The organism is Citrobacter sp. C13 (assembly GCF_014596815.2).
Lineage (GTDB): Bacteria > Pseudomonadota > Gammaproteobacteria > Enterobacterales > Enterobacteriaceae > Citrobacter > Citrobacter portucalensis.
In genome coordinates this window covers 409,126-432,418 of record NZ_CP115024.1, presented here as the reverse complement: position 1 = coordinate 432,418, position 23,293 = coordinate 409,126, and the positions used below count along the sequence as shown (strand labels likewise).

41 protein-coding genes are annotated in these 23,293 nt (G+C 50.3%); 6 read left to right on the top strand and 35 right to left on the bottom strand.

The genetic code is table 11. The features are described from left to right. The first annotated feature begins 218 nt into the window (after window positions 1-218). Window positions 219-773, top strand: coding sequence for a gamma carbonic anhydrase family protein (locus IB222_RS02135; RefSeq protein WP_003031171.1), 555 nt, complete (start codon window positions 219-221; stop codon window positions 771-773). Here IB222_RS02135 and IB222_RS02130 read toward each other — a convergent pair. The 6 genes from IB222_RS02130 to dprA are packed head-to-tail and all read right to left on the bottom strand — an operon-like array spanning window position 749 to window position 4,541. Next, entirely contained in the window at window positions 749-1,006 is a 258-nt protein-coding gene (locus IB222_RS02130) for a DUF1488 domain-containing protein (protein WP_148361411.1), read from the bottom strand. The genes IB222_RS02135 and IB222_RS02130 overlap by 25 nt on opposite strands. Continuing rightward, on the bottom strand, window positions 1,003-1,824 hold the full coding sequence (gene aroE, locus IB222_RS02125; protein ID WP_148361410.1) for a shikimate dehydrogenase: 822 nt from the start codon (window positions 1,822-1,824) through the stop codon (window positions 1,003-1,005). The genes IB222_RS02130 and aroE overlap by 4 nt, the downstream gene beginning before the upstream one ends. A gap of 1 nt (window position 1,825) precedes the next feature. Next, a complete protein-coding gene (gene tsaC / locus IB222_RS02120) occupies window positions 1,826-2,398 on the bottom strand; it encodes an L-threonylcarbamoyladenylate synthase type 1 TsaC (RefSeq protein WP_003828289.1) in 573 nt (190 codons plus the stop codon). A 4-nt stretch (window positions 2,399-2,402) separates the two neighbouring features. Further along, window positions 2,403-2,945, bottom strand: coding sequence for a type I DNA topoisomerase (locus IB222_RS02115; protein WP_148361409.1), 543 nt, complete (start codon window positions 2,943-2,945; stop codon window positions 2,403-2,405). Window positions 2,946-2,971: 26 nt separating this feature from the next. Continuing rightward, window positions 2,972-3,445, bottom strand: a complete 474-nt coding sequence (smg, locus tag IB222_RS02110) for a DUF494 family protein Smg (RefSeq protein WP_003031162.1) — start codon at window positions 3,443-3,445, stop codon at window positions 2,972-2,974. Then, entirely contained in the window at window positions 3,417-4,541 is a 1,125-nt protein-coding gene (gene dprA, locus IB222_RS02105; protein ID WP_126957926.1) for a DNA-protecting protein DprA, read from the bottom strand. Before dprA ends, smg begins: the two co-directional genes overlap by 29 nt. A gap of 129 nt (window positions 4,542-4,670) precedes the next feature. Between dprA and def the strand changes: the two genes are divergently transcribed. The 5 genes from def to mscL all read left to right on the top strand — a co-directional run bounded on the left by def (window position 4,671) and on the right by mscL (window position 9,436). Beyond that, entirely contained in the window at window positions 4,671-5,180 is a 510-nt protein-coding gene (def, locus tag IB222_RS02100) for a peptide deformylase (protein ID WP_003828283.1), read from the top strand. A 14-nt stretch (window positions 5,181-5,194) separates the two neighbouring features. Further along, on the top strand, window positions 5,195-6,142 hold the full coding sequence (fmt, locus tag IB222_RS02095) for a methionyl-tRNA formyltransferase (RefSeq protein ID WP_003828282.1): 948 nt from the start codon (window positions 5,195-5,197) through the stop codon (window positions 6,140-6,142). Window positions 6,143-6,193: 51 nt separating this feature from the next. Beyond that, complete coding sequence (rsmB, locus tag IB222_RS02090) at window positions 6,194-7,483, top strand: 16S rRNA (cytosine(967)-C(5))-methyltransferase RsmB (RefSeq protein ID WP_148361408.1); 1,290 nt, start codon at window positions 6,194-6,196, stop codon at window positions 7,481-7,483. Window positions 7,484-7,504: 21 nt separating this feature from the next. Beyond that, a complete protein-coding gene (trkA, locus tag IB222_RS02085; protein WP_003031153.1) occupies window positions 7,505-8,881 on the top strand; it encodes a Trk system potassium transporter TrkA in 1,377 nt (458 codons plus the stop codon). A 141-nt stretch (window positions 8,882-9,022) separates the two neighbouring features. Beyond that, entirely contained in the window at window positions 9,023-9,436 is a 414-nt protein-coding gene (gene mscL, locus IB222_RS02080; RefSeq protein WP_148361407.1) for a large-conductance mechanosensitive channel protein MscL, read from the top strand. Here mscL and IB222_RS02075 read toward each other — a convergent pair. From IB222_RS02075 to rplD, 29 genes are all read right to left on the bottom strand, one after another. Then, a complete protein-coding gene (locus tag IB222_RS02075) occupies window positions 9,433-9,651 on the bottom strand; it encodes an alternative ribosome-rescue factor A (protein WP_149385113.1) in 219 nt (72 codons plus the stop codon). The genes mscL and IB222_RS02075 overlap by 4 nt on opposite strands. A 57-nt stretch (window positions 9,652-9,708) precedes the next feature. Beyond that, entirely contained in the window at window positions 9,709-10,134 is a 426-nt protein-coding gene (gene zntR / locus IB222_RS02070; RefSeq protein WP_003031145.1) for a Zn(2+)-responsive transcriptional regulator, read from the bottom strand. 10 nt (window positions 10,135-10,144) lie between these two features. Further along, complete coding sequence (locus IB222_RS02065; RefSeq protein WP_148361406.1) at window positions 10,145-10,513, bottom strand: DUF1992 domain-containing protein; 369 nt, start codon at window positions 10,511-10,513, stop codon at window positions 10,145-10,147. Window positions 10,514-10,620: 107 nt separating this feature from the next. After that, entirely contained in the window at window positions 10,621-11,004 is a 384-nt protein-coding gene (gene rplQ / locus IB222_RS02060) for a 50S ribosomal protein L17 (protein WP_001216370.1), read from the bottom strand. A 40-nt stretch (window positions 11,005-11,044) separates the two neighbouring features. Beyond that, window positions 11,045-12,034 carry a DNA-directed RNA polymerase subunit alpha gene (gene rpoA / locus IB222_RS02055; RefSeq protein WP_003031139.1) on the bottom strand — a complete coding sequence of 330 codons (990 nt, stop codon included), beginning with the start codon at window positions 12,032-12,034 and terminating at the stop codon, window positions 11,045-11,047. A 25-nt stretch (window positions 12,035-12,059) separates the two neighbouring features. Then, window positions 12,060-12,680 (bottom strand): 30S ribosomal protein S4, encoded by a 621-nt coding sequence (gene rpsD / locus IB222_RS02050; protein WP_003031138.1) that lies wholly within the window; start codon window positions 12,678-12,680, stop codon window positions 12,060-12,062. 33 nt (window positions 12,681-12,713) lie between these two features. Further along, entirely contained in the window at window positions 12,714-13,103 is a 390-nt protein-coding gene (gene rpsK / locus IB222_RS02045) for a 30S ribosomal protein S11 (protein WP_003031137.1), read from the bottom strand. A 16-nt stretch (window positions 13,104-13,119) separates the two neighbouring features. After that, on the bottom strand, window positions 13,120-13,476 hold the full coding sequence (gene rpsM / locus IB222_RS02040) for a 30S ribosomal protein S13 (protein ID WP_003031135.1): 357 nt from the start codon (window positions 13,474-13,476) through the stop codon (window positions 13,120-13,122). Between the two features lie 146 nt (window positions 13,477-13,622). Next, complete coding sequence (gene rpmJ, locus IB222_RS02035; RefSeq protein WP_000868187.1) at window positions 13,623-13,739, bottom strand: 50S ribosomal protein L36; 117 nt, start codon at window positions 13,737-13,739, stop codon at window positions 13,623-13,625. A gap of 30 nt (window positions 13,740-13,769) precedes the next feature. Beyond that, entirely contained in the window at window positions 13,770-15,101 is a 1,332-nt protein-coding gene (secY, locus tag IB222_RS02030) for a preprotein translocase subunit SecY (RefSeq protein WP_001118864.1), read from the bottom strand. Between the two features lie 7 nt (window positions 15,102-15,108). Continuing rightward, window positions 15,109-15,543, bottom strand: a complete 435-nt coding sequence (gene rplO, locus IB222_RS02025) for a 50S ribosomal protein L15 (protein ID WP_003031132.1) — start codon at window positions 15,541-15,543, stop codon at window positions 15,109-15,111. A gap of 3 nt (window positions 15,544-15,546) precedes the next feature. Further along, the gene (gene rpmD, locus IB222_RS02020) at window positions 15,547-15,726 is read right to left on the bottom strand and encodes a 50S ribosomal protein L30 (RefSeq protein ID WP_001140434.1); all 180 of its coding nucleotides are present in this window, start codon (window positions 15,724-15,726) and stop codon (window positions 15,547-15,549) included. Window positions 15,727-15,729: 3 nt separating this feature from the next. Next, the gene (rpsE, locus tag IB222_RS02015) at window positions 15,730-16,233 is read right to left on the bottom strand and encodes a 30S ribosomal protein S5 (RefSeq protein WP_003031131.1); all 504 of its coding nucleotides are present in this window, start codon (window positions 16,231-16,233) and stop codon (window positions 15,730-15,732) included. Between the two features lie 14 nt (window positions 16,234-16,247). Further along, entirely contained in the window at window positions 16,248-16,601 is a 354-nt protein-coding gene (rplR, locus tag IB222_RS02010; protein WP_000358960.1) for a 50S ribosomal protein L18, read from the bottom strand. 9 nt (window positions 16,602-16,610) lie between these two features. Then, complete coding sequence (rplF, locus tag IB222_RS02005; RefSeq protein WP_003031129.1) at window positions 16,611-17,144, bottom strand: 50S ribosomal protein L6; 534 nt, start codon at window positions 17,142-17,144, stop codon at window positions 16,611-16,613. Between the two features lie 12 nt (window positions 17,145-17,156). Further along, window positions 17,157-17,549: a 30S ribosomal protein S8 gene (rpsH, locus tag IB222_RS02000; protein WP_003031127.1), complete on the bottom strand. Its 393-nt coding sequence runs from the start codon at window positions 17,547-17,549 to the stop codon at window positions 17,157-17,159. A gap of 30 nt (window positions 17,550-17,579) precedes the next feature. Further along, window positions 17,580-17,885: a 30S ribosomal protein S14 gene (gene rpsN / locus IB222_RS01995; protein ID WP_003031125.1), complete on the bottom strand. Its 306-nt coding sequence runs from the start codon at window positions 17,883-17,885 to the stop codon at window positions 17,580-17,582. Window positions 17,886-17,899: 14 nt separating this feature from the next. After that, a complete protein-coding gene (rplE, locus tag IB222_RS01990) occupies window positions 17,900-18,439 on the bottom strand; it encodes a 50S ribosomal protein L5 (protein WP_003031123.1) in 540 nt (179 codons plus the stop codon). 14 nt (window positions 18,440-18,453) lie between these two features. Then, entirely contained in the window at window positions 18,454-18,768 is a 315-nt protein-coding gene (gene rplX / locus IB222_RS01985) for a 50S ribosomal protein L24 (protein ID WP_003031122.1), read from the bottom strand. Window positions 18,769-18,778: 10 nt separating this feature from the next. Beyond that, complete coding sequence (gene rplN / locus IB222_RS01980) at window positions 18,779-19,150, bottom strand: 50S ribosomal protein L14 (protein WP_000613954.1); 372 nt, start codon at window positions 19,148-19,150, stop codon at window positions 18,779-18,781. 163 nt (window positions 19,151-19,313) lie between these two features. Further along, window positions 19,314-19,568: a 30S ribosomal protein S17 gene (gene rpsQ / locus IB222_RS01975; protein ID WP_003031120.1), complete on the bottom strand. Its 255-nt coding sequence runs from the start codon at window positions 19,566-19,568 to the stop codon at window positions 19,314-19,316. After that, window positions 19,568-19,759 (bottom strand): 50S ribosomal protein L29, encoded by a 192-nt coding sequence (gene rpmC / locus IB222_RS01970; protein WP_000644742.1) that lies wholly within the window; start codon window positions 19,757-19,759, stop codon window positions 19,568-19,570. Before rpmC ends, rpsQ begins: the two co-directional genes overlap by 1 nt. After that, window positions 19,759-20,169, bottom strand: a complete 411-nt coding sequence (rplP, locus tag IB222_RS01965) for a 50S ribosomal protein L16 (RefSeq protein ID WP_000941208.1) — start codon at window positions 20,167-20,169, stop codon at window positions 19,759-19,761. The genes rpmC and rplP overlap by 1 nt, the downstream gene beginning before the upstream one ends. A gap of 12 nt (window positions 20,170-20,181) precedes the next feature. Further along, complete coding sequence (gene rpsC, locus IB222_RS01960; protein WP_000529945.1) at window positions 20,182-20,883, bottom strand: 30S ribosomal protein S3; 702 nt, start codon at window positions 20,881-20,883, stop codon at window positions 20,182-20,184. 17 nt (window positions 20,884-20,900) lie between these two features. After that, window positions 20,901-21,233, bottom strand: coding sequence for a 50S ribosomal protein L22 (rplV, locus tag IB222_RS01955; RefSeq protein WP_000448832.1), 333 nt, complete (start codon window positions 21,231-21,233; stop codon window positions 20,901-20,903). Window positions 21,234-21,247: 14 nt separating this feature from the next. Then, complete coding sequence (rpsS, locus tag IB222_RS01950) at window positions 21,248-21,526, bottom strand: 30S ribosomal protein S19 (RefSeq protein ID WP_001138115.1); 279 nt, start codon at window positions 21,524-21,526, stop codon at window positions 21,248-21,250. Between the two features lie 16 nt (window positions 21,527-21,542). After that, window positions 21,543-22,364 (bottom strand): 50S ribosomal protein L2, encoded by an 822-nt coding sequence (gene rplB / locus IB222_RS01945; protein ID WP_000301869.1) that lies wholly within the window; start codon window positions 22,362-22,364, stop codon window positions 21,543-21,545. 17 nt (window positions 22,365-22,381) lie between these two features. Beyond that, a complete protein-coding gene (rplW, locus tag IB222_RS01940) occupies window positions 22,382-22,684 on the bottom strand; it encodes a 50S ribosomal protein L23 (protein ID WP_000617546.1) in 303 nt (100 codons plus the stop codon). Then, window positions 22,681-23,286 (bottom strand): 50S ribosomal protein L4, encoded by a 606-nt coding sequence (gene rplD / locus IB222_RS01935; protein WP_003031119.1) that lies wholly within the window; start codon window positions 23,284-23,286, stop codon window positions 22,681-22,683. Before rplD ends, rplW begins: the two co-directional genes overlap by 4 nt. Between the last annotated feature and the right edge of the window lie 7 nt (window positions 23,287-23,293).

Genomic DNA, 23,293 nt, shown 5'->3' with positions numbered 1-23,293 from the left:
TGAAGTGATTCACATCCGCCGTGTCGATGGAGGCGCATTATAGGGATCCCATTTTTTAGCACAAGTATTTTTTGGATCTTTTTTTCTGAATGCTTGTTTTTCACTCCTTTCGCTACATTCCTGCGCAATTTGGCTGATTTTTGATAGCTAAACCACTTGCACAGTCTCAATAATCCAACCAAAGTCTTCATTACTGCTCTATTTTCGTTGAGGTAAACATGTCTGATGTACTGCGTCCTTATAAGGATCTTTTCCCACAGATCGGAAATCGCGTGATGATCGACACCAGCAGTGTCGTCATTGGTGATGCTCGTTTGGCTGATGATGTCGGAATTTGGCCACTGGTTGCCATTCGTGGCGACGTTAACTATGTACAAATTGGTGCCCGTACAAACATTCAGGACGGCAGCGTTCTCCATGTCACACATAAATCCACGTCTAATCCGCAGGGTAATCCATTGATCGTGGGTGAGGATGTAACAGTCGGTCATAAAGTCATGCTACACGGCTGTATCATTGGCAACCGCGTATTAGTCGGCATGGGTTCGATTCTGCTGGATGGCGTGGTAGTAGAAGACGACGTTATGATTGGGGCTGGGAGCCTGGTTCCCCAAAACAAACGCCTGGAAAGCGGGTATCTGTACCTGGGAAGCCCGGTTAAACAAATCCGTCCATTAAGCGATGAAGAGAAAGCAGGCTTACAATATTCAGCTAACAACTATGTTAAGTGGAAAGATGAATATTTAAGTCAGAGTAACCACACCCAACCTTGAGCATCTTCCTGCTGGTCCTGGATCAATCCTTCAGCTTCTTCTTCCAGATCCCAGCGATGCTGTTGAAAGATTTCCAACCACTGTTCAGGCGTGTCGCCGCCAAAGCGGGACGCCAGCATCTCTCCAGATATGGCACATGTTAACTGCATACCATGAACCATCGCCGGAAAAACCACGGCGCTGACATCCGTGCGCCATTCTTCTCGATCGGGAAACTGGATCGCCTGATTCATGCCGACAATTCCTGCTGCATGCTTTTAATGACGGGTTCAATCTGCGGCAAAACCCCATGCCAGAGTAAAACGGCGTGCGCTGCTTGCCCCACCAGCATACCCAGGCCATCAGCATATTGTTTCGCCCCATGTTCGGCACACCAGGAGAGGAACGGTGTATCTCCTTTCTGATAAAACATGTCATAACAATAGACAGATGAGTGAATAAGAGATGTCGGAATAGCCGGTATCTCACCGCTAATTCCGCTGGATGTCGCGTTAATAATCAAATCAAAACTGTAATTATCAAGCTCATCCATTCCTACCGCCTGTACGCTGCCGGTATGGGAGAAGATTAGTGCCAGTTCTTCAGCGCGCGAAGCGGTACGGTTAACAATAGTCACCGCGCAATCCATAGAAAGAAGAGGTAATAAAACTCCACGGGATGCACCACCCGCACCAATCAGCAGAACTCGCGATCCGGGACGAATGAAAGATAAACGCTCAAGATCGCTCAACAAGCCGATACCATCCGTGTTGTCTCCCAGCAAACGCCCATCCTCCAGCCGTTTAAGGGTGTTGACCGCTCCAGCAAGCGATGCCCGCTCCGTTAGTTCATCGGCACGTGCAAATGCCTCTTCTTTAAAAGGCACGGTGACATTTGCCCCCTTCCCGCCCTCAGCAAAAAAAGCGTTCAGGGTATTCACAAAATCATTGATGGGTGCCAATACACGCCCGTAGGAGTAATCAATCTTCAGTTGCTCTGCAAATTGCTGATGAATAAAGGGCGATTTACTGTGCGCTATCGGATTACCAAAAACAGCATAGGCTTCTTTCATATTACCCCTGTCGAAACTGTTCACCTGTCAGAGCATCACGGATCTCCGAAGGATTCAAACGCCCCCCGGTCTCCCCTTCAACCACAGGAAAGTCTGTACCGAACTGTGCGCGAACTTCCTCTACCGTTCTGCAAGGCGGTAAGCCACTCAAATTAGCACTGGTAGAAACTAACGGTTTGCCATAAGCCTGGCACAACGCAACCACCAGCGGGTGATCGGTGACGCGAACAGCCAGAGAATCAAAGCGCCCGGTCAACCAGCGTGGCGTTGTCGCAAGCGCTGGGAAAACGAAGGTAACAGGACCAGGCCAACGGGCGAAAACAGCGTCACGTTGAGCATCGGTGAGCATGCTATCGTCGATATACGGTTTAAGTTGTTCAAAGTTTGACGCGATTAAAATTAACCCTTTATCGACCGGACGTTGTTTTAGCGCCAACAAACGGCTCACCGCCGTTTCGCTATCGGGGTCGCAGCCGACACCAAATACAGCTTCAGTTGGATAGGCGATGACTTTTTCTTGTTTCAGAACCGCTATCGCAGCAACGATAGGATCTGTGGGCAGGTTATTATTCACTTTTTTATTCCGCCGAAATCGGCTTTCCACATTGTTTACTGGCACAGAAATGCTTCACACCCTGCGCGGTTTTCTTTTCGATGAGAAGCGGATAATGACACTCAGGACATTCTCCGGCTAACGGTTTGAAGTTAATGACAAACTGGCACTCCGGATAGCGATCGCAGGAGTAAAAGGTTTTGCCATAACGGGAACGCCGCTGGACAAGATGACCAGTCTGGCATTGAGGACAGACTATTGCTGTTTCATCAGGCTTGTCGATGAGCTCGGTGTGATCGCACGCAGGATAGTCACTGCATCCAATAAACATACCGAATCGGCCCTGTCTCAGCACCAGCTCAGCGCCACATGCAGGACAAAGCTTACCCTCCAGAACTTTGACAATATGTCCGTCCGCGGAAGATTTCAGCGGACGGATGTAATCGCATTCTGGATAGAGTGAACAACCGAGAAATGGACCGTGTTTCCCGGAACGAATAACCAGTTCAGCCCCGCATTGTGGGCAGGGCTCGTTTTTACGCACCGTGAACAGTGCTGATTTAGCCATAACAACTCATACTGAATGAAGATTGATTAATGCAGCATACCTTCATTCACTTCAAAGAGTAATTCTTCCATTTGCTGATAGGCATTTTCACAACCTGGAATGTTGAATAGCACCATCAGAATCACCCACTTCAGGTCTTCCAGATCGAACTCTGCCGTATCCAGCGCGAGTACGCGCTCAATAACCATTTCTCGCGTTTCGAGGTTTAGCACCTGAATCTGCTCCAGGAATAGCAGGAATCCTCTACAGCTTGCATCCAGTCGATCGCACTCTTCCGCAGTATAAATACGTATAGAAAGAGGGTCCGATGCCAGCTGCATAGGTTCAGCAAGGCCATCCTGATAGTCAGCAAGCTTCTCCAGCCAAAGTAACGCGTTGTAAATGTCTTCACGATCAAAACCAGCGTCGGTAAGATCCCGTTCCAGTTTGTCCTGATCCACACGCAGCTCAGCTTCGTTATGGATATATGTCTCAAACAAATACATTAGTACGTCGAACATGGCATGCCCTCCTCAATCGGACATAGCCGCCGGGTACAGCTGCGATCCACCCTGCTAACTCCAGTTCGAGCAGTTGAGCCACTACCTCTGGCACAGGTTGGCCGGCACGTTCAGCGACGACGTCAACAGGTGTTACCTCATCTCCTACGTTAGCCAGGAGCTCCGGAAATGGCAATGCCACCTCTCCGTGATCTGGCGAATAAATTGATTTTTCAGGTTCATCTGGCAACCATTGCAGCCCATATTGCAAATTTTCAAGAATTTCCTCTGGTGTCGTCACAAGCATGGCTCCCTGCTGAATAAGCCAATGCGGGCCTTCACTTCCCGGGCTCCCAATCGGCCCTGGTAAAGCAAACACCTCCCGCCCTTGTTCCAGTGCACAGCGAGCAGTAACCAGTGAACCACTACGCTGTGCAGCTTCAACGACCAGTACACCTTTACTTAGACCACTAATAATGCGATTTCGTCGGGGAAAATTGCGCGGCAAAGGGAGCATATCTAATGGGAACTCAGACACCAGTGCGCCCCCAGCCTCAATAAGTCGCTCCGCAAGACGGATATGCTGTCGTGGGTGAATGGTCTCAAGTCCATTTCCCAGCACCGCAATACTTGTGCCTTGTCGGTTTATCGCAGCATTGTGCGCCACGCCATCAATCCCCCGGGCCAGACCGCTGGTGATCGTCACCCCACATGCAGCAAGATTTTCGCAAAACAACCGTCCCCAGCGTTCGCCATACCATGAGTGTTGTCGACTACCGACAACGGCAACTTGAAATGAGTGGAGGCATGCGGGAGCTCCTGCAACAAAAAGCACCCCAGGATAATCCTCAATCGCACGGAGCTGTGGCGGATAATGCTCGCTGTCGGCAACCACAAAATGGTGGTTAGGCTGTTCAAGCCAGCGCAGCGTTTTTTCCAGCGTCAGATCTGAAAAGGTTAAAAAGCGTCTTGCCTGGCGTGGAGAGAATCCAGCCTGCAAGAGTACCGCGTTGTTAATACACGGTTGAGTATTGAGCCAGTGAGCAACGCGCACTATCTCATCACCATACAGTTCATTCACTTGCGCTAAACGTAGCCAAATTTCGATTTGGGTCATCCCTGTTCCCCTGCCACAAGCAGTCCTGGCAATCTTTGCGATTGGTCACTGATGCTGTCAATCAGAGGGGGTTTTGTCTAGAATAGAGGTAATTATCTTTTCAACTCCTGAACACAACTCTGGATAACTATGTCAGTTTTGCAAGTGTTACATATTCCGGACGAGCGCCTTCGCAAAGTCGCAAAACCGGTTGAAGAAGTGAATGCAGAAATTCAGCGTATCGTTGATGATATGTTCGAAACGATGTACGCCGAAGAAGGTATCGGTCTGGCAGCAACACAGGTCGATATTCATCAGCGCATCATTGTTATTGATGTCTCTGAAAATCGCGATGAGCAGTTGGTACTCATTAACCCAGAACTGCTGGAAAAAGACGGCGAAACCGGCATTGAAGAAGGCTGTCTGTCTATTCCTGAACAGCGTGCGTTAGTACCGCGTGCAGAGAAAGTAAAAATTCGTGCGCTTGATCGCGACGGCAAATCTTTTGAACTGGAAGCCGATGGCCTGCTCGCTATCTGCATTCAACATGAAATGGATCACCTGGTCGGTAAACTATTTATCGATTATCTGTCTCCGTTGAAGCAACAACGCATTCGTCAGAAAGTTGAAAAACTCGACCGCCTGAACGCCCGAGCTTAAGGACAAGGATCAACGTGTCAGACTCACTACGTATTATTTTTGCGGGTACACCTGACTTTGCAGCGCGTCATCTCGACGCGCTGCTGTCTTCTGGACATAACGTCGTTGGCGTGTTTACCCAACCGGACCGCCCGGCGGGACGCGGTAAAAAGCTGATGCCCAGCCCGGTAAAAGTGCTGGCAGAAGAAAAAGGGATACCGGTCTTTCAACCCGTCTCTCTTCGCCCTCAGGAAAACCAACTACTGGTTGCTGATTTACACGCAGACGTGATGGTGGTGGTGGCATATGGCCTGATCCTGCCAAAAGCAGTACTGGAAATGCCGCGCCTGGGTTGTATCAACGTTCACGGTTCCCTGCTTCCGCGTTGGCGGGGTGCAGCACCGATCCAGCGCTCACTGTGGGCAGGCGACGCCGAAACCGGTGTTACCATCATGCAGATGGATGTTGGCCTCGACACCGGTGATATGCTGCTGAAGCTGTCCTGCCCAATTACGGCAGAAGATACCAGCGGTTCGTTATATGACAAGCTGGCAGACCTGGGGCCTCAGGGGCTGATTGAAACGCTAAAACAGCTGGCTGCCGGTACAATAAAACCGGTGGTACAAGACGAATCACTGGTTACGCATGCAGAAAAACTCAGCAAAGAAGAGGCCCGTATCGACTGGTCGCTTTCGGCTGTTCAATTGGAACGCTGCATCCGCGCCTTTAACCCGTGGCCAATGAGCTGGCTTGAAATCGATGGTCAGCCAGTGAAAGTCTGGCAAGCTTCGGTTATTGCTGTAAACACCCAGGCCGAGCCAGGCACCATTCTAGAGGCGACAAAGCAGGGTATCCAGGTCGCAACAGGTGACGGCATTCTGAATCTTATCTCTTTGCAGCCTGCCGGTAAAAAAGCCATGAGCGCGCAGGATCTGCTTAATTCACGCCGGGAGTGGTTCGTGCCCGGAAACCGTCTGGCCTGACGGTTCATCTCTTTAAGCCCGGTGTCTCCGGGCATTTTTATTTTTGCGCTTATGAAAAAACATCTTAATTTACGCAGTATGGCGGCCCAGGCCGTCGAACAGGTTGTCGAGAAAGGACAATCACTAAGTAACGTGCTGCCCGCCATGCAGCAAAAAGTTGCCGATAAAGACAAAGCGCTGTTACAGGAACTTTGCTTCGGCGTATTACGTACACTCTCTCAACTGGAGTGGATGATCCAGCAACTGATGGAACGTCCAATGACGGGCAAACAGCGCACCGTTCACTACCTGATCATGGTGGGCTTCTACCAACTGTTGCATACTCGGATTCCAGCACACGCTGCGTTAGCTGAGACCGTAGAAGGCGCGGTCATTATTAAGCGTCCACAGCTGAAAGGGCTGATCAACGGCGTACTGCGCCAGTTTCAACGCCGTCAGGATGAACTGCTGGCCGAGTTTGCGCAAAGCGATTTGCGCTTCTTACACCCCTCCTGGCTGGTGAAACGTATTAAGAGTGCGTATCCGCAGAAATGGGAAGCCATTCTTGAAGCCAATAACCAGCGACCGCCGATGTGGCTACGAGTCAATCGTAATCACCATACTCGCGACGCCTGGCTAGACCTGCTTACCGAAGCGGGATTAACAGGTTTTCCGCATCCAGACTACCCGGATGCAGTGCGTCTGGAAACACCGGCCCCAGTTCACGCCCTCCCTGGTTTTAACGAAGGTTGGGTCACCGTTCAGGATGCTTCCGCTCAAGGATGCGTAAATTATCTGTTGCCGGAGGACGGTGAGCAGATCCTCGACCTGTGCTGTGCGCCGGGCGGTAAAACCACTCACATTCTGGAAGTTGCTCCGCAAGCTAACGTCATGGCCGTCGATGTGGATGAAAAACGCTTATCGCGCGTTTACGACAATCTGAAACGTCTGGGCATGAAGGCAACCGTAAAACAGGGGGATGGACGCTATCCAAAGCAGTGGTGCGGTGAACAACAGTTTGACCGTATTTTGCTGGACGCCCCATGTTCTGCAACCGGGGTGATCCGTCGCCATCCGGATATCAAATGGCTGCGCCGCGACCGGGATATTGCCGAACTTGCCCAATTACAGGCTGAGATCCTGAATGCTACCTGGTCACATCTTAAATCTGGCGGCACGCTGGTGTATGCAACGTGTTCTATCCTGCCAGAAGAGAACCAGCAGCAAATTGCCGCCTTCCTGGCACGCACACCGGATGCGGTATTAAGCGAAACCGGTACGCCGGAAAAACCCGGACGTCAGAATTTACCGGGTGCGGAAGATGGCGATGGCTTCTTTTACGCTAAGCTAATCAAAAAGTGATGAGATAACGGGTCGCGACTGATGAAAATTATCATTCTGGGCGCAGGGCAAGTTGGCGGTACGCTGGCTGAAAACCTGGTCGGAGAGAACAACGATATCACGGTAGTCGATACCAATGGTGAACGCCTGCGCAGCCTGCAGGACAAGTTTGATCTCCGTGTCGTGCAAGGGCATGGTTCGCATCCCCGCGTATTGCGTGAAGCCGGTGCCGACGATGCCGATATGCTGGTTGCCGTAACCAGCTCAGATGAAACAAATATGGTTGCCTGCCAGGTAGCTTATTCACTGTTTAATACGCCTAATCGCATCGCCCGTATTCGTTCACCAGATTACGTTCGCGATGCCGACAAGCTGTTCCAATCCGATGCGGTGCCAATCGATCACCTGATTGCGCCTGAGCAACTGGTTATTGATAGTATTTATCGCCTGATTGAATATCCGGGCGCATTGCAGGTGGTGAATTTTGCCGAAGGTAAAGTCAGTCTGGCAGTAGTAAAAGCCTATTACGGCGGGCCGCTTATCGGTAATGCGCTGTCAACAATGCGTGAGCATATGCCGCACATCGATACCCGCGTTGCGGCGATTTTCCGTCATGACCGACCGATCCGTCCGCAAGGTTCTACAATCGTTGAAGCGGGTGATGAAGTCTTCTTTATTGCGGCATCACAGCATATACGCGCCGTAATGAGTGAACTGCAGCGTCTGGAAAAGCCGTACAAACGCATTATGTTAGTGGGTGGCGGTAATATCGGTGCGGGTCTGGCACGTCGTCTGGAAAAAGATTACAGCGTCAAACTGATCGAACGTAATCAACAACGCGCATCCGAACTTGCAGAGAAACTACAAAATACAATCGTCTTTTTTGGTGATGCTTCGGATCAAGAGTTACTGGCCGAAGAACATATCGATCAGGTCGATCTGTTCATCGCAGTGACCAATGATGACGAAGCAAATATCATGTCGGCGATGCTTGCCAAACGGATGGGCGCCAAGAAAGTAATGGTGTTGATCCAGCGCAGAGCATACGTCGATCTGGTGCAAGGCAGCGTGATCGATATTGCGATTTCACCGCAGCAGGCGACCATCTCCGCGCTGCTGAGCCACGTGCGTAAAGCTGATATTGTTGGCGTTTCTTCACTTCGCCGTGGCGTCGCGGAAGCCATTGAAGCCGTCGCACACGGGGATGAAACGACGTCGAGAGTTGTAGGGCGTTCAATTGATGAAATTAAACTTCCGCCCGGAACCATTATTGGCGCCGTTGTACGTGGTAACGATGTCATGATTGCCAACGATAACCTGCGCATTGAGCAGGGCGATCACGTAATTATGTTCCTGACAGATAAAAAGTTTATTACCGACGTCGAGCGACTATTCCAGCCAAGTCCTTTTTTCCTGTAATAATTTGGGCGCTAATACAGCGCCCTTTTTATTTCCCTTTATTTTTCATGGTCTAATTAATTTTCCTTTCGGCAATACATAAATGGAAATTGCCTAAACATTTGTTAAACTTATAAACGTCAGCTGCATAGGGAGAATAAAATGAGCATTATTAAAGAGTTTCGCGAATTCGCGATGCGCGGGAATGTTGTCGATTTGGCAGTGGGTGTCATTATTGGCGCGGCATTCGGTAAGATTGTTTCATCACTGGTTGCCGATATCATTATGCCGCCGCTGGGGCTGTTAATTGGTGGAATTGATTTTAAACAGTTTGCTTTAACGCTACGTGATGCACAGGGAGACATCCCTGCCGTGGTCATGCATTACGGTGTATTTATTCAAAATGTATTCGATTTCATTATTGTTGCGTTTGCTATCTTTATGGCAATCAAACTGATCAACAAACTGAACCGTAAAAAAGCGGAAGAGCCGGCAGCACCGCCAGCTCCATCGAAAGAAGAAATATTGCTAAGTGAAATTCGTGACCTGCTGAAAGAACAGAATAATCGCTCTTAAGCACTCACTGAAACAAGAAGGCCAGTGGTAAAAAAGTTAATTACTTTCTTGCCACTGGTCTCCCAGTTACCCCGATTGCCATGTTTTCCTTTACGTAGATAACTTCCTTTCCCTTTCTTATTTTTCTCAACGCGCTGTCTGAACAGTGGGTCATGCAGAAGCGCCTCAATGGCGTTGTCCTTTATCTGCCCTTTGGTGTGCTGATAACGACTCATAATATCTCCAGTTTGTAGGAATTTACGCCGCGAGTGTAGACCTGGCAGTTCAAGAAATCAACAGCCTGATGTTGTTCCACTGGCGCCTTGCTCAAGAGCTTCAAGAATAGAGCAGTACACGCTGCTGTGTGCCTTGCCGCAGCATGCATCATTCAATCGCTGCAGAGACCGCTGCATCGTCTGAAGTTCAGCAATACGGGCTTCGACTTCTTGCAGTCTTTCCTGGACGATCCCTTTTGATTCCTGACAGGTATGGTGTTCGGGATCAACACGGATCGAAAGCAATTCGCGGATCGACTCCAGAGTGAAACCAAGCTGCCGGGCATAACGAATAAACTTCAAGCGCTGAAGATCGCTTTCTGTATAGAGCCGAAATCCGCCTTCAGTACGCACTTCATGCTCCATCATCTGCTGCTTTTCATAGTAGCGGATAGTATCCGGCGTCACGTCAGCCAGTTTCGCTATTTCACCAATTCGGTACATGCTCTCTCCGCTATTCGTCGTTGATCTTTTTTAGCAACTTATCTGCGTAGTCACCGCGCAAAAACTCGGTGCTGAGTCCAGCCTGCCGAAGTTTAAGTTCCAGTAGCGACAGTCTTCGGCTCACCTCCGGATAACTGGGATCATCTTTGCGGATCCCCGCGAGTATTTCAAGCAGCTGTATTGCCTCTCTGCGTTGCTCGAGCTCAGGAGGAAGGCAACCTGCATTTTTTAATAAACGGTATCCGGCTCGGAGTTCAGGCGGGACATGGGAGTCATCGTCAAGAGTCAGCGGTTCGCCCATTCCCGGTAAATCATCAAACTCGCCTTTAGACTGTGCATCAATAATATGGCGCTCTGCCCACTGGTCAAGTAACCGCATACAACACTCCAGGGGATGAACAAAAAGAGTACAGATATTGTAGATAAGTGGGGATATGACGGATATAAAAAAACCCGCCGAGGCGGGTTTTTTTACGTTACTACAGATTACTCTGCAGCAGCTTCTGTTTTCTCTGAACGATCAACCAGCTCGATGTATGCCATCGGCGCGTTGTCGCCTGCACGGAAACCACACTTCAGAATGCGAGTGTAACCACCGGCGCGGCTCGCAAAACGCGGGCCCAGTTCGTTAAACAGTTTTGCCACGATCTCGTTATCACGAGTACGGGCGAATGCCAGACGACGATTAGCTACGCTATCAGTCTTGGCAAGAGTAATCAGCGGCTCAACTACGCGACGCAGCTCTTTCGCTTTCGGCAGAGTCGTCTTGATGATTTCATGACGAACCAGTGAACCTGCCATATTGCGGAACATAGCCTGGCGATGGCTGCTGTTGCGGTTCAGTTGACGACCACTCTTACGATGGCGCATGACCTTATCCTTCTCAGTAAAACCTTAACCTGTGATCCGGTTACTCGTCAGCGATGCTTGCCGGTGGCCAGTTTTCCAGGCGCATGCCCAGAGACAGTCCACGGGAAGCCAGCACGTCTTTAATCTCGGTAAGAGATTTTTTACCAAGGTTAGGCGTCTTAAGAAGCTCAACCTCAGTACGCTGTACCAGATCACCGATATAGTGGATAGCTTCTGCTTTGAGGCAGTTAGCAGAGCGGACAGTCAATTCCAGATCGTCAACAGGGCGCAGCAGGATCGGATCGAATTCTGGTTTCTCTTCTTTAACTTCCGGCTGACGTACATCACGTAAATCAACGAAAGCTTCCAGTTGTTCAGCCAGAATGGTTGCCGCACGACGAATCGCCTCTTCAGGATCGATTGTGCCGTTGGTTTCCATTTCGATGACCAGCTTGTCCAGGTCGGTACGCTGTTCTACACGCGCTGCTTCAACATTGTAGGCAATACGCTCTACAGGGCTGTAGCATGCGTCGACCAGCAGACGGCCGATTGGGCGCTCATCTTCTTCCGAATGAATTCGGGTAGAAGCCGGCACATAACCACGACCGCGCTGAACTTTGATACGCATGCTAATAGATGCATTCTCATCGGTCAGGTGGCAGATCACGTGCTGTGGCTTGACGATTTCGACATCACCATCATGGGTAATGTCGGCTGCAGTCACAGGGCCAATGCCAGATTTATTCAAGGTAAGAATAACGTCATCTTTACCCTGAACTCTCACCGCCAGCCCTTTCAGGTTGAGCAGGATTTCCAGGATATCTTCCTGAACGCCTTCTTTGGTGCTGTACTCATGTAGTACACCATCAATCTCAACCTCGGTCACCGCGCAACCCGGCATCGATGAGAGCAGAATACGGCGCAGTGCGTTACCCAAAGTATGGCCAAAGCCACGCTCTAAAGGCTCAAGGGTCACCTTGGCGTGCGTCGAACTCACTTGCTCGATATCTACCAGGCGCGGTTTTAGAAACTCTGTCACAGAACCCTGCATTGTGTCCTCTCTTTGGTACTAAGCTTTACTTGGAGTAAAGCTCGACGATCAGGTGTTCGTTAATGTCCGCAGACAGATCAGAACGCTCCGGCTTACGCTTGAACGTACCTTCCATCTTGCCAGCATCAACTTCCAGCCAGGTTGGCTTTTCACGCTGCTCAGCCAGCTCCAGAGCGGCTTTCACGCGAGACTGCTTCTTCGCTTTCTCACGAATGCTAACAACGTCATTCGGACTAACCTGATAAGAAGCGATGTTAACAACACGACCGTTTACCATAATTGCTTTATGGCTGACCAGCTGACGTGCTTCTGCACGAGTGGCACCGAAGCCCATACGGTATACAACGTTGTCCAGACGACCTTCCAGCAGACCCAACAGGTTTTCACCGGTGTTGCCTTTCAGACGTGCTGCTTCTTTGTAGTAGTTACGGAACTGACGCTCCAGCACACCGTAGATACGGCGAACTTTTTGCTTTTCACGCAACTGCACACCATAGTCAGACAGACGCGGTTTACGCGCACCGTGCTGGCCAGGAGCTTGTTCAATTTTACACTTGGTATCGATCGCGCGAACGCCAGACTTAAGGAATAAGTCAGTGCCCTCACGACGGCTCAGCTTGAGCTTAGGACCCAAATATCTTGCCATTTTCTTTCTCCAACAATCCTAGAAACGACAGCGTTATACGCGACGTTTTTTCGGCGGACGACAACCGTTATGAGGGATCGGAGTCACATCAGTAATATTAGTGATGCGGAAACCAGCGGCGTTCAGAGCACGAACAGTAGATTCGCGACCTGGACCCGGTCCTTTGACCATAACTTCCAGATTCTTGATACCGTATTCTTTTACGGCTTCAGCGCAACGCTCTGCTGCAACCTGAGCTGCAAACGGAGTGGATTTGCGAGAACCACGGAAACCGGAACCACCGGCTGTTGCCCAACCCAGTGCGTTACCCTGACGATCAGTAATGGTAACGATGGTGTTGTTAAAAGAAGCATGGATATGAGCCACGCCGTCAGAGACTTGTTTTCTTACACGTTTACGTGCACGAATTGGTGCCTTTGCCATTATTCAATCACCCCGATTATTTCTTGATCGGTTTGCGCGGACCCTTACGGGTACGTGCGTTGGTCTTGGTACGCTGACCGCGAACCGGGAGACCACGACGATGACGCAAACCGCGATAGCAACCAAGATCCATAAGGCGCTTGATGCTCATGCTAACTTCACGGCGCAGATCACCTTCAACGACAAATTTGGCAACTTCGTCACGCAGCGTGTCGATTTGTTCTTCAGACAGCTCACTGATCTTAACATCTTCAGCGATACCCGCGGCAGCCAGAATGGCTTTAGAACGGGTCTTGCCGACGCCGTAGATCGAAGTTAATGCGATCACAGCATGTTTCTGATCAGGAATGTTAATGCCTGCTATACGGGCCACTATGCACTCCTACTATTTAATATGTACGCACCATGCTGAAAAGCCCGTTTTCAGGATACTCAAATGGAAACGCACAGACATACAAAAGATTGGCTGGCTAATCTAGCCAGCTCAACCCAACTTTGCAAGAAAAATATGCGAATAAATCAGCCTTGGCGCTGTTTATGCTTCGGCTCGGCACTGCAAATCACACGGATGACACCATCACGCTTAACGATTTTGCAGTTACGGCATAATTTCTTGACGGAAGCACGAACTTTCATTTTTACTCTCCGTAACTTCTCGGGCGACTGTTAACGGCCGTAGCCTTTCAGATTCGCCTTCTTCAATGCAGACTCGTACTGACTTGACATCATCAGAGTTTGCACTTGAGCCATAAAGTCCATAATCACGACAACAACGATAAGCAGTGAGGTCCCACCGAAGTAGAACGGTACTTTCATTGCATCACGCATGAACTCCGGGATCAGGCAGATAAAGGTAATGTAGAGCGCACCAACCAAAGTCAGGCGGGTCATTACTTTATCGATATACTTCGCCGTTTGCTCTCCCGGACGAATTCCTGGTACAAATGCACCGGACTTCTTCAGGTTATCTGCTGTTTCACGCGGGTTGAAAACCAACGCCGTGTAGAAGAAACAGAAGAATATGATTGCAGACGCATAGAGTAACACATAAAGCGGTTGCCCAGGCTGCAAATACAGCGAAATTGTTGTCAGCCAGTTCCAACCAGTCCCGCCCCCGAACCATGACGCGATGGTCGCCGGGAACAGAATAATACTGGAAGCGAAGATTGCCGGGATTACCCCCGCCATATTCACTTTCAGCGGTAAATGTGTGCTCTGTGCAGCATAGACACGACGACCTTGCTGACGTTTCGCGTAGTTTACCACAATACGGCGTTGACCACGCTCAACAAATACAACAAAGAACGTCACTGCGAATACTAATACTGCAACCAACAGCAACACGAGGAAGTGCAGGTCGCCTTGACGCGCTTGCTCGATAGTATGGGCAATGGCTGGCGGGAGTCCCGCGACAATACCGGCGAAGATAATGATTGAGATACCGTTGCCGATACCACGTTCAGTAATCTGTTCGCCCAACCACATCAGGAACATCGTCCCTGTAACCAGACTTACAACAGCGGTGAAATAGAATGCAAAGCCTGGGTTCATCACCAGGCCCTGCATACCAGGCATATTCGGCAGACCGGTAGCAATACCGATCGACTGGAATATTGCCAGCACCAGAGTACCGTAGCGGGTGTACTGGCTGATCTTACGACGACCAGACTCCCCTTCTTTCTTAATTTCTGCCAGCGTTGGATGAACCACCGTCAGCAGCTGGATAATGATCGACGCCGAAATATACGGCATGATCCCCAGAGCAAAGATAGAAGCACGGCTGAGAGCACCACCAGAGAACATGTTAAACATTTCAATGATGGTGCCTCGCTGTTGCTCAAGCAGTTTGGCAAGTACAGCGGCATCAATACCAGGGATCGGAATGAAAGAGCCAATACGGAACACAATCAGCGCGCCGATTACAAACAGCAGTCTGCGTTTCAGCTCGCCTAAGCCACCTTTGGCACTTTGAAAATCTAATCCCGGTTGTTTAGCCATCTGCTACTTATTCCTCGATTTTACCGCCAGCAGCTTCGATAGCAGCACGAGCGCCTTTAGTAACACGCAGGCCACGAACAGTTACCGGAGTAGTGACTTCACCAGCCAGGATCACTTTCGCGAACTCGATCTGGATACCGATAATGTTAGCTGCTTTCAGCGTGTTCAGGTCTACAACACCGCCTTCAACTTTAGCCAGGTCAGACAGACGAACTTCGGCTGTAATCGCTGCTTTACGTGAAGTGAAGCCGAATTTCGGCAGACGACGGTACAGAGGCATCTGACCACCCTCGAAACCGCGACGTACGCCACCGCCAGAACGAGACTTCTGACCTTTGTGACCACGACCACCGGTTTTACCGAGGCCAGAACCGATACCACGACCCAGGCGGCGAGCCGCTTTTTTAGAGCCTTCGGCCGGAGACAGAGTATTTAAACGCATCTCTTACTCCTCAACTTTAACCATGAAGGAAACCGCGTTGACCATACCACGAACAGCAGGAGTATCCTCGCGCTCTACGGTGTGACCAATACGACGCAGACCCAGGCCAAGCAGCGTTGCCTTGTGTTTCGGCAGACGACCGATTGCACTGCGGGTTTGAGTAATTTTAATAGTCTTTGCCATGGTTTATTTCCCCAGAATTTCTTCAACGGATTTACCACGCTTGGCAGCGACCATTTCCGGAGATTTCATATTTTCCAAGCCATCGATAGTTGCACGAACCACGTTAATCGGGTTAGTAGAACCATACGCTTTAGCCAGAACGTTACGAACTCCAGCGACTTCCAGAACGGCGCGCATTGCACCACCGGCGATGATACCGGTACCTTCGGAAGCCGGCTGCATGAATACACGAGAACCCGTGTGAGTACCCTTAACCGGGTGCTGCAGGGTGCCGTGATTCAGCGCGACGTTAATCATATTGCGACGGGCTTTTTCCATCGCTTTCTGGATCGCTGCTGGAACTTCACGCGCTTTACCGTAACCAAAACCAACGCGACCGTTACCATCACCAACTACAGTCAGAGCTGTGAAGGAGAAAATACGACCACCTTTAACGGTTTTAGATACGCGGTTAACCGCGATCAGCTTTTCCTGCAGTTCGCCAGCTTGTTTTTCGATGTGAGCCATCTTACACCTCTACCTTAGAACTGAAGGCCAGCTTCACGGGCAGCATCTGCCAGTGCCTGGACACGACCATGATATTGGAACCCGGAACGGTCAAAAGAAACATCTTTGATGCCTTTTTCCAGAGCGCGTTCAGCAACAGCTTTACCTACAGCTGCAGCAGCGTCTTTGTTACCGGTGTACTTCAATTGTTCAGCGATAGCTTTTTCTACAGTAGAAGCAGCTACCAGAACTTCAGAACCGTTCGGTGCAATTACCTGTGCGTAAATATGACGCGGGGTACGATGTACCACCAGGCGAGTTGCACCCAGCTCCTGGAGCTTGCGGCGTGCGCGGGTCGCACGACGGATACGAGCAGATTTCTTATCCATAGTGTTACCTTACTTCTTCTTAGCCTCTTTGGTACGCACGACTTCGTCGGCGTAACGAACACCCTTGCCTTTATAAGGCTCAGGACGACGGTAGGCGCGCAGATCTGCTGCAACCTGGCCGATCAGCTGTTTATCAGCGCCTTTCAGCACGATTTCAGTCTGAGACGGACATTCTGCAGTGATTCCCGCAGGCAGCTGATGGTCAACTGGGTGAGAGAAACCTAAAGCCAGGTTTACTACATTCCCTTTAACCGCTGCACGATAACCTACACCAACCAGCTGAAGCTTCTTAGTGAAGCCTTCGGTAACACCGACAACCATTGCATTCAGCAGGGCACGCGCGGTACCAGCCTGAGCCCATCCATCTGCGTAACCATCACGCGGACCGAAGGTCAGTGCATTATCTGCATGATTTACTGCAACAGCATCGTTGAGAGTACGAGTCAGCTCGCCGTTTTTACCTTTGATCGTAATAACCTGACCGTTGATTTTTACATCAACGCCGGCAGGAATAACGACCGGTGCTTTAGCAACACGAGACATTTTTTCCTCCGATTAGGCTACGTAGCAGATAATTTCGCCACCAAGACCAGCCTGGCGCGCTGCACGATCAGTCATAACACCTTTAGAGGTAGAAACAACTGCGATACCCATGCCAGCCATAACTTTCGGCAGCTCGTCTTTACGCTTATAAATGCGCAGACCTGGGCGACTGACACGCTGAATGCTTTCTACAACAGCTTTACCCTGGAAATACTTGAGAGTAAGTTCCAGTTCCGGCTTGGTGTCGCCTTCAACTTTAAAATCTTCAATAAAACCTTCTTCCTTCAGCACGTTGGCAATTGCCACTTTCAGCTTGGAGGAAGGCATGGTGACCGCAGCTTTATTCGCGGCCTGACCGTTACGGATACGGGTCAGCATATCCGCGATCGGATCTTGCATGCTCATCTGTCTTTACTCCCGTGATTCAATTGGTAATTACCAGCTAGCCTTTTTCAAGCCTGGTACTTCACCGCGCATGGCGGCTTCACGCAGTTTGATACGGCTCAACCCGAACTTGCCCACATAGCCATGCGGACGACCTGTTTGACGGCAGCGGTTACGCTGACGGGACGGGCTGGAATCACGCGGCAGAGACTGCAGCTTGAGAACTGCGTTCCAACGATCTTCGTCGGTCGCGTTCACATCAGAGATAATAGCTTTCAGTTCAGCGCGTTTTGCGAAGTACTTATCAGCTAAAGCTACGCGCTTTACTTCGCGTGCTTTCATTGATTGCTTAGCCATTCAGTAACCCTACCTTACTTGCGGAACGGGAAGTCAAAGGCAGCCAGCAGAGCACGGCCTTCTTCATCAGATTTCGCAGTAGTGGTAATGGTAATATCCAAACCACGCACGCGGTCGACTTTATCGTAGTCGATTTCTGGGAAGATGATCTGCTCACGGACACCCATGCTGTAGTTACCACGACCGTCGAAAGACTTAGCGGACAAGCCACGGAAGTCACGGATACGTGGAACAGCAATAGTGATCAGGCGCTCAAAGAACTCCCACATGCGTTCGCCACGCAGAGTTACTTTACAGCCGATCGGATAGCCCTGACGGATTTTGAAGCCTGCAACTGATTTGCGTGCTTTGGTGATCAGCGGTTTTTGACCGGAGATTGCTGTCAGGTCAGCTGCTGCGTTATCCAGCAGTTTCTTGTCAGCGATCGCTTCACCAACACCCATGTTCAGGGTGATCTTCTCGACCCGAGGGACTTGCATGACAGAATTGTAGTTAAACTCAGTCATGAGTTTAGCGACTACTTCGTCTTTGTAGTAATCATGCAGTTTCGCCATCGTACTACTCCAAATTACTTGATAGTTTCGCTGTTAGATTTGAAGAAACGGACTTTTTTGCCGTCTTCGAATCTAAAGCCTACACGGTCAGCCTTGCCGGTTGCCGCGTTGAAGATAGCAAGGTTAGAGATCTGAATAGCTGCTTCTTTCTCTACGATGCCGCCTGGTTGGTTCAGGGCCGGAACCGGCTTCTGATGTTTCTTAACCAGGTTGATACCTTCAACAATGACCTTGCCGGAAGACAGGACATTCTTAACTTTACCGCGTTTACCTTTATCTTTACCGGTTAACACGATAACTTCGTCATCACGACGGATCTTCGCTGCCATGATTCGCTCCTTAGAGTACTTCTGGTGCCAGAGAGATAATTTTCATGAACTTCTCGTTACGAAGTTCACGAGTTACCGGCCCAAAAATACGCGTACCGATAGGTTGCTCGCTGTTATTGTTTAAAATAACGCATGCATTACCATCGAAGCGAATGACAGAACCGTCCGGGCGACGAACACCCTTCTTGGTGCGCACCACTACCGCCTTCAGCACATCACCTTTTTTGACCTTACCACGCGGAATTGCTTCCTTGATGGTGATCTTGATGATATCGCCGACGCCTGCGTAGCGACGGTGCGAGCCACCCAGAACCTTGATACACATTACGCGACGTGCACCGGAGTTGTCGGCGACGTTCAGCATAGTCTGTTCTTGGATCATTTTAGTGCTCCGCTAATGTCAACTACTACTGAGACCCGAAAATCAGGTCGTTAAAAAAGCCCCATATCGGGGGCGCGGCATTATAACACCGCTTCAACGATATGGGTAGAAAAAATAAACGGCTCATCGCTGAGCCGTTTATTCGTTGAGAATGCCTACTGTATTACAGAACGGCTTTCTCTACAACGCGAACCAGCGTCCAGGACTTAGTCTTGGACAGCGGACGGCATTCGCGGATTTCAACCACGTCACCAGTACCGCATTCGTTGTTCTCGTCATGTACGTGCAGTTTGGTCGTACGCTTAATGAATTTACCGTAGATCGGGTGTTTCACAAAACGTTCGATAGCAACAACGATGGATTTCTCCATTTTATCGCTAACAACGCGACCTTGCAGAGTACGGATTTTATCGGTCATTACGCACCCGCCTTCTCAGTCAGTAAAGTCTTAACGCGTGCGACGTCACGACGCACTTGCTTCAACAGGTGAGACTGTTGCAGCTGGCCACTTGCAGCCTGCATACGCAGGTTGAACTGCTCACGCAGCAGATTCAGCAGCTCGGTGTTCAGCTCTTCAACACTCTTCTCACGCAGCTCTTTTGCTTTCATTACATCACCGTCTTAGTTACAAAGGTGGTTTTAATCGGCAGTTTCGCTGCTGCCAGCTTGAATGCTTCACGGGCCAGCTCTTCCGGTACGCCGTCCATTTCATACAGGACTTTACCCGGCTGAATCAAGGCAACCCAATACTCCACGTTACCTTTACCTTTACCCATACGCACTGCCAGCGGCTTTTCAGTGATCGGTTTGTCCGGGAATACACGGATCCAGATCTTACCTTGACGCTTAACTGCACGGGTCATAGCACGACGTGCTGCTTCGATCTGACGGGCAGTCAGACGACCACGGCCAACAGCTTTCAGACCGAAGCTGCCGAAGCTAACATCCGCGCCAGCAGCCAGACCGCGGTTACGGCCTTTGTGCATTTTACGGAATTTTGTACGCTTTGGTTGTAACATCAGCGACGCTCCTTATTTACGGCCTTTACGCTGCTGCTTTTTAGGTTGCGCAGCCGGTTTTTCCGGTTGTTCAACAGCAGCCATACCACCCAGGATCTCGCCTTTGAAGATCCACACTTTAACGCCGATTACACCGTAAGTGGTGTGCGCTTCAGAGGTGTTGTAGTCGATGTCAGCACGCAGAGTGTGCAGAGGTACGCGACCTTCGCGGTACCATTCGGTACGTGCGATTTCCGCGCCGCCCAGACGGCCGCTAACTTCAACTTTGATACCTTTAGCGCCCAGACGCATTGCGTTCTGTACAGCACGCTTCATAGCACGACGGAACATAACACGACGTTCCAGCTGAGAAGTGATGCTGTCAGCAACCAATTTTGCGTCCAGTTCAGGCTTACGCACTTCGGCGATATTGATCTGAGCAGGAACGCCAGCAATATCCGCTACGACTTTGCGCAGTTTTTCTACGTCTTCGCCTTTCTTACCGATAACGATACCCGGGCGAGCGGTGTGAATGGTCACACGGATGCTCTTAGCCGGACGCTCGATAACGATACGAGATACAGACGCTTTAGCCAGTTCCTTAGTCAGGTACTGACGTACTTTAAAATCGCTGTCCAGGTTGTCAGCGAATTCTTTGGTGTTCGCAAACCAGGTTGAGTTCCATGGTTTTACAATACCCAGGCGAATACCATTAGGATGTACTTTCTGACCCATTGCTAGTCTCCAGAGTCTCAGCGATCGGACACAACCACAGTAATGTGGCTGGTGCGCTTCAGGATGCGATCTGCACGACCTTTTGCACGCGGCATAATGCGCTTCATGCTCGGGCCTTCGTCTACGAAAATTTTCGTAACTTTCAGATCGTCAATGTCAGCGCCATCGTTGTGTTCAGCGTTAGCAATGGCAGATTCCAGGACTTTCTTAACCAGTACAGCCGCTTTCTTATTGGTGTAGGTCAGAATATCCAGAGCCTGCGACACTTTCTTACCGCGAATCAGGTCTGCAACAAGGCGAACCTTCTGAGCAGAAGAACGAGCATGGCGATGTTGAGCTAAAGTTTCCATCTCTTCCTCCTACCTTATTTCTTCTTCGCTTTTTTATCAGCAGCGTGGCCGCGATAAGTACGAGTCGGTGCGAATTCACCCAGTTTGTGACCGACCATTTCGTCGGAAACAAATACCGGAACGTGCTGACGACCATTATGGACAGCGATGGTCAAACCGATCATGTTAGGAAAGATCGTTGAACGACGGGACCAAGTGCGCAGGGGCTTCTTGTCTCCGCTTTCCACCGCTTTCTCTACCTTCTTCAGCAAGTGCAGGTCAATAAAAGGACCTTTCTTGAGAGAACGTGGCATGGCTTATCCTCTAAAATTATTTGCTACGGCGACGTACGATGAATTTATCAGTACGCTTGTTGCTGCGGGTCTTCTTACCTTTGGTCTGAACGCCCCACGGAGTTACCGGGTGCTTACCAAAGTTACGACCTTCACCACCACCATGTGGGTGGTCGACTGGGTTCATCGCAGTACCGCGAACGGTAGGACGAACACCACGCCAGCGTGCAGCACCTGCTTTACCCAGAACGCGCAGCATATGCTCAGCATTGCCAACTTCGCCCAGAGTTGCACGGCAGTCTGCTTCGACTTTACGCATTTCACCAGAACGCAGACGCAGGGTGACATAAGCACCATCACGAGCAACGATCTGAACGTAAGTACCAGCGGAACGTGCCAGCTGACCGCCTTTACCTGGTTTCATTTCTACGTTATGAACGGTAGAACCAACCGGGATATTGCGCATCGGCAGGGTGTTACCTGCTTTGATTGCAGCATCAACGCCAGACTGAATCTGGTCGCCAGCTTTCAGGCCTTTAGGGGCCAGGATGTAACGGCGTTCACCGTCTTTGTACAGAACCAGCGCGATGTTCGCGGAGCGGTTCGGATCGTACTCAAGACGTTCAACAACTGCCGGGATACCGTCTTTGTTGCGTTTGAAGTCAACAATACGATAAGCCTGCTTGTGACCACCACCGATGTGACGAGTGGTGATGCGGCCATTGTTGTTACGACCACCGGATTTGCTGTTTTTTTCAACCAGCGGAGCAAAAGGTTTGCCCTTGTGCAGCTCTGGGTTGACCACTTTAACAACGTGGCGACGACCCGGAGATGTCGGTTTACATTTAACAACTGCCATTGTATTACTCCTCCGACTTACTCAGCGCCGCCGACGAAGTCCAGATTCTGGCCTTCCTTCAGGGTGACGTAAGCTTTTTTCCAGTCGCTACGACGACCGATACGCTGTCCGTGACGTTTAACTTTCCCTTTAACTACCAGGGTGTTAACGACTTCGACTTCGACTTCAAACAGTTTCTGCACAGCAGCTTTGATTTCTGCTTTGGTCGCGTCTTTAGCAACTTTGAGAACGATGGTGTTAGTTTTTTCCATCGCAGTAGACGCTTTTTCAGAAACGTGCGGTGCGCGCAGCACTTTCAGCAGACGTTCTTCACGAATCATGCCAGCATCTCCTCAACTTGCTTAACAGCATCAGCAGTCATTACGACTTTGTCGAAGGCGATCAGGCTAACCGGGTCGATACCAGTTGCATCGCGTACGTCAACCTTGTGCAGGTTGCGCGCAGCCAGGAACAGGTTTTCGTCCAGCTCACCGGTGATGATCAGCACATCTTCCAGAGCCATGTCTTTCAGTTTCTGTGCCAGCAGCTTAGTTTTAGGCGCTTCTACAGAGAATGATTCGACAACGATCAGACGATCCTGACGTACCAGTTCGGACAGAATGCTTTTCAGCGCGCCGCGGTACATCTTTTTGTTAACTTTTTGACTGTGGTCCTGTGGACGAGCAGCGAAGGTCACGCCACCTGAACGCCAGATCGGGCTCTTGATAGAACCTGAACGCGCACGGCCGGTACCTTTCTGGCGCCACGGCTTTTTGCCTGAACCAGTTACTTCAGCACGAGTCTTCTGAGCACGAGTACCCTGACGAGCACCAGCTGCATAAGCAACAACAACCTGGTGAACCAGCGCTTCGTTGAAATCACGACCGAAGGTAGTTTCGGAAACAGTCAGCGCGCTCTGCGCGTCTTTCAATACTAATTCCATTGCTATC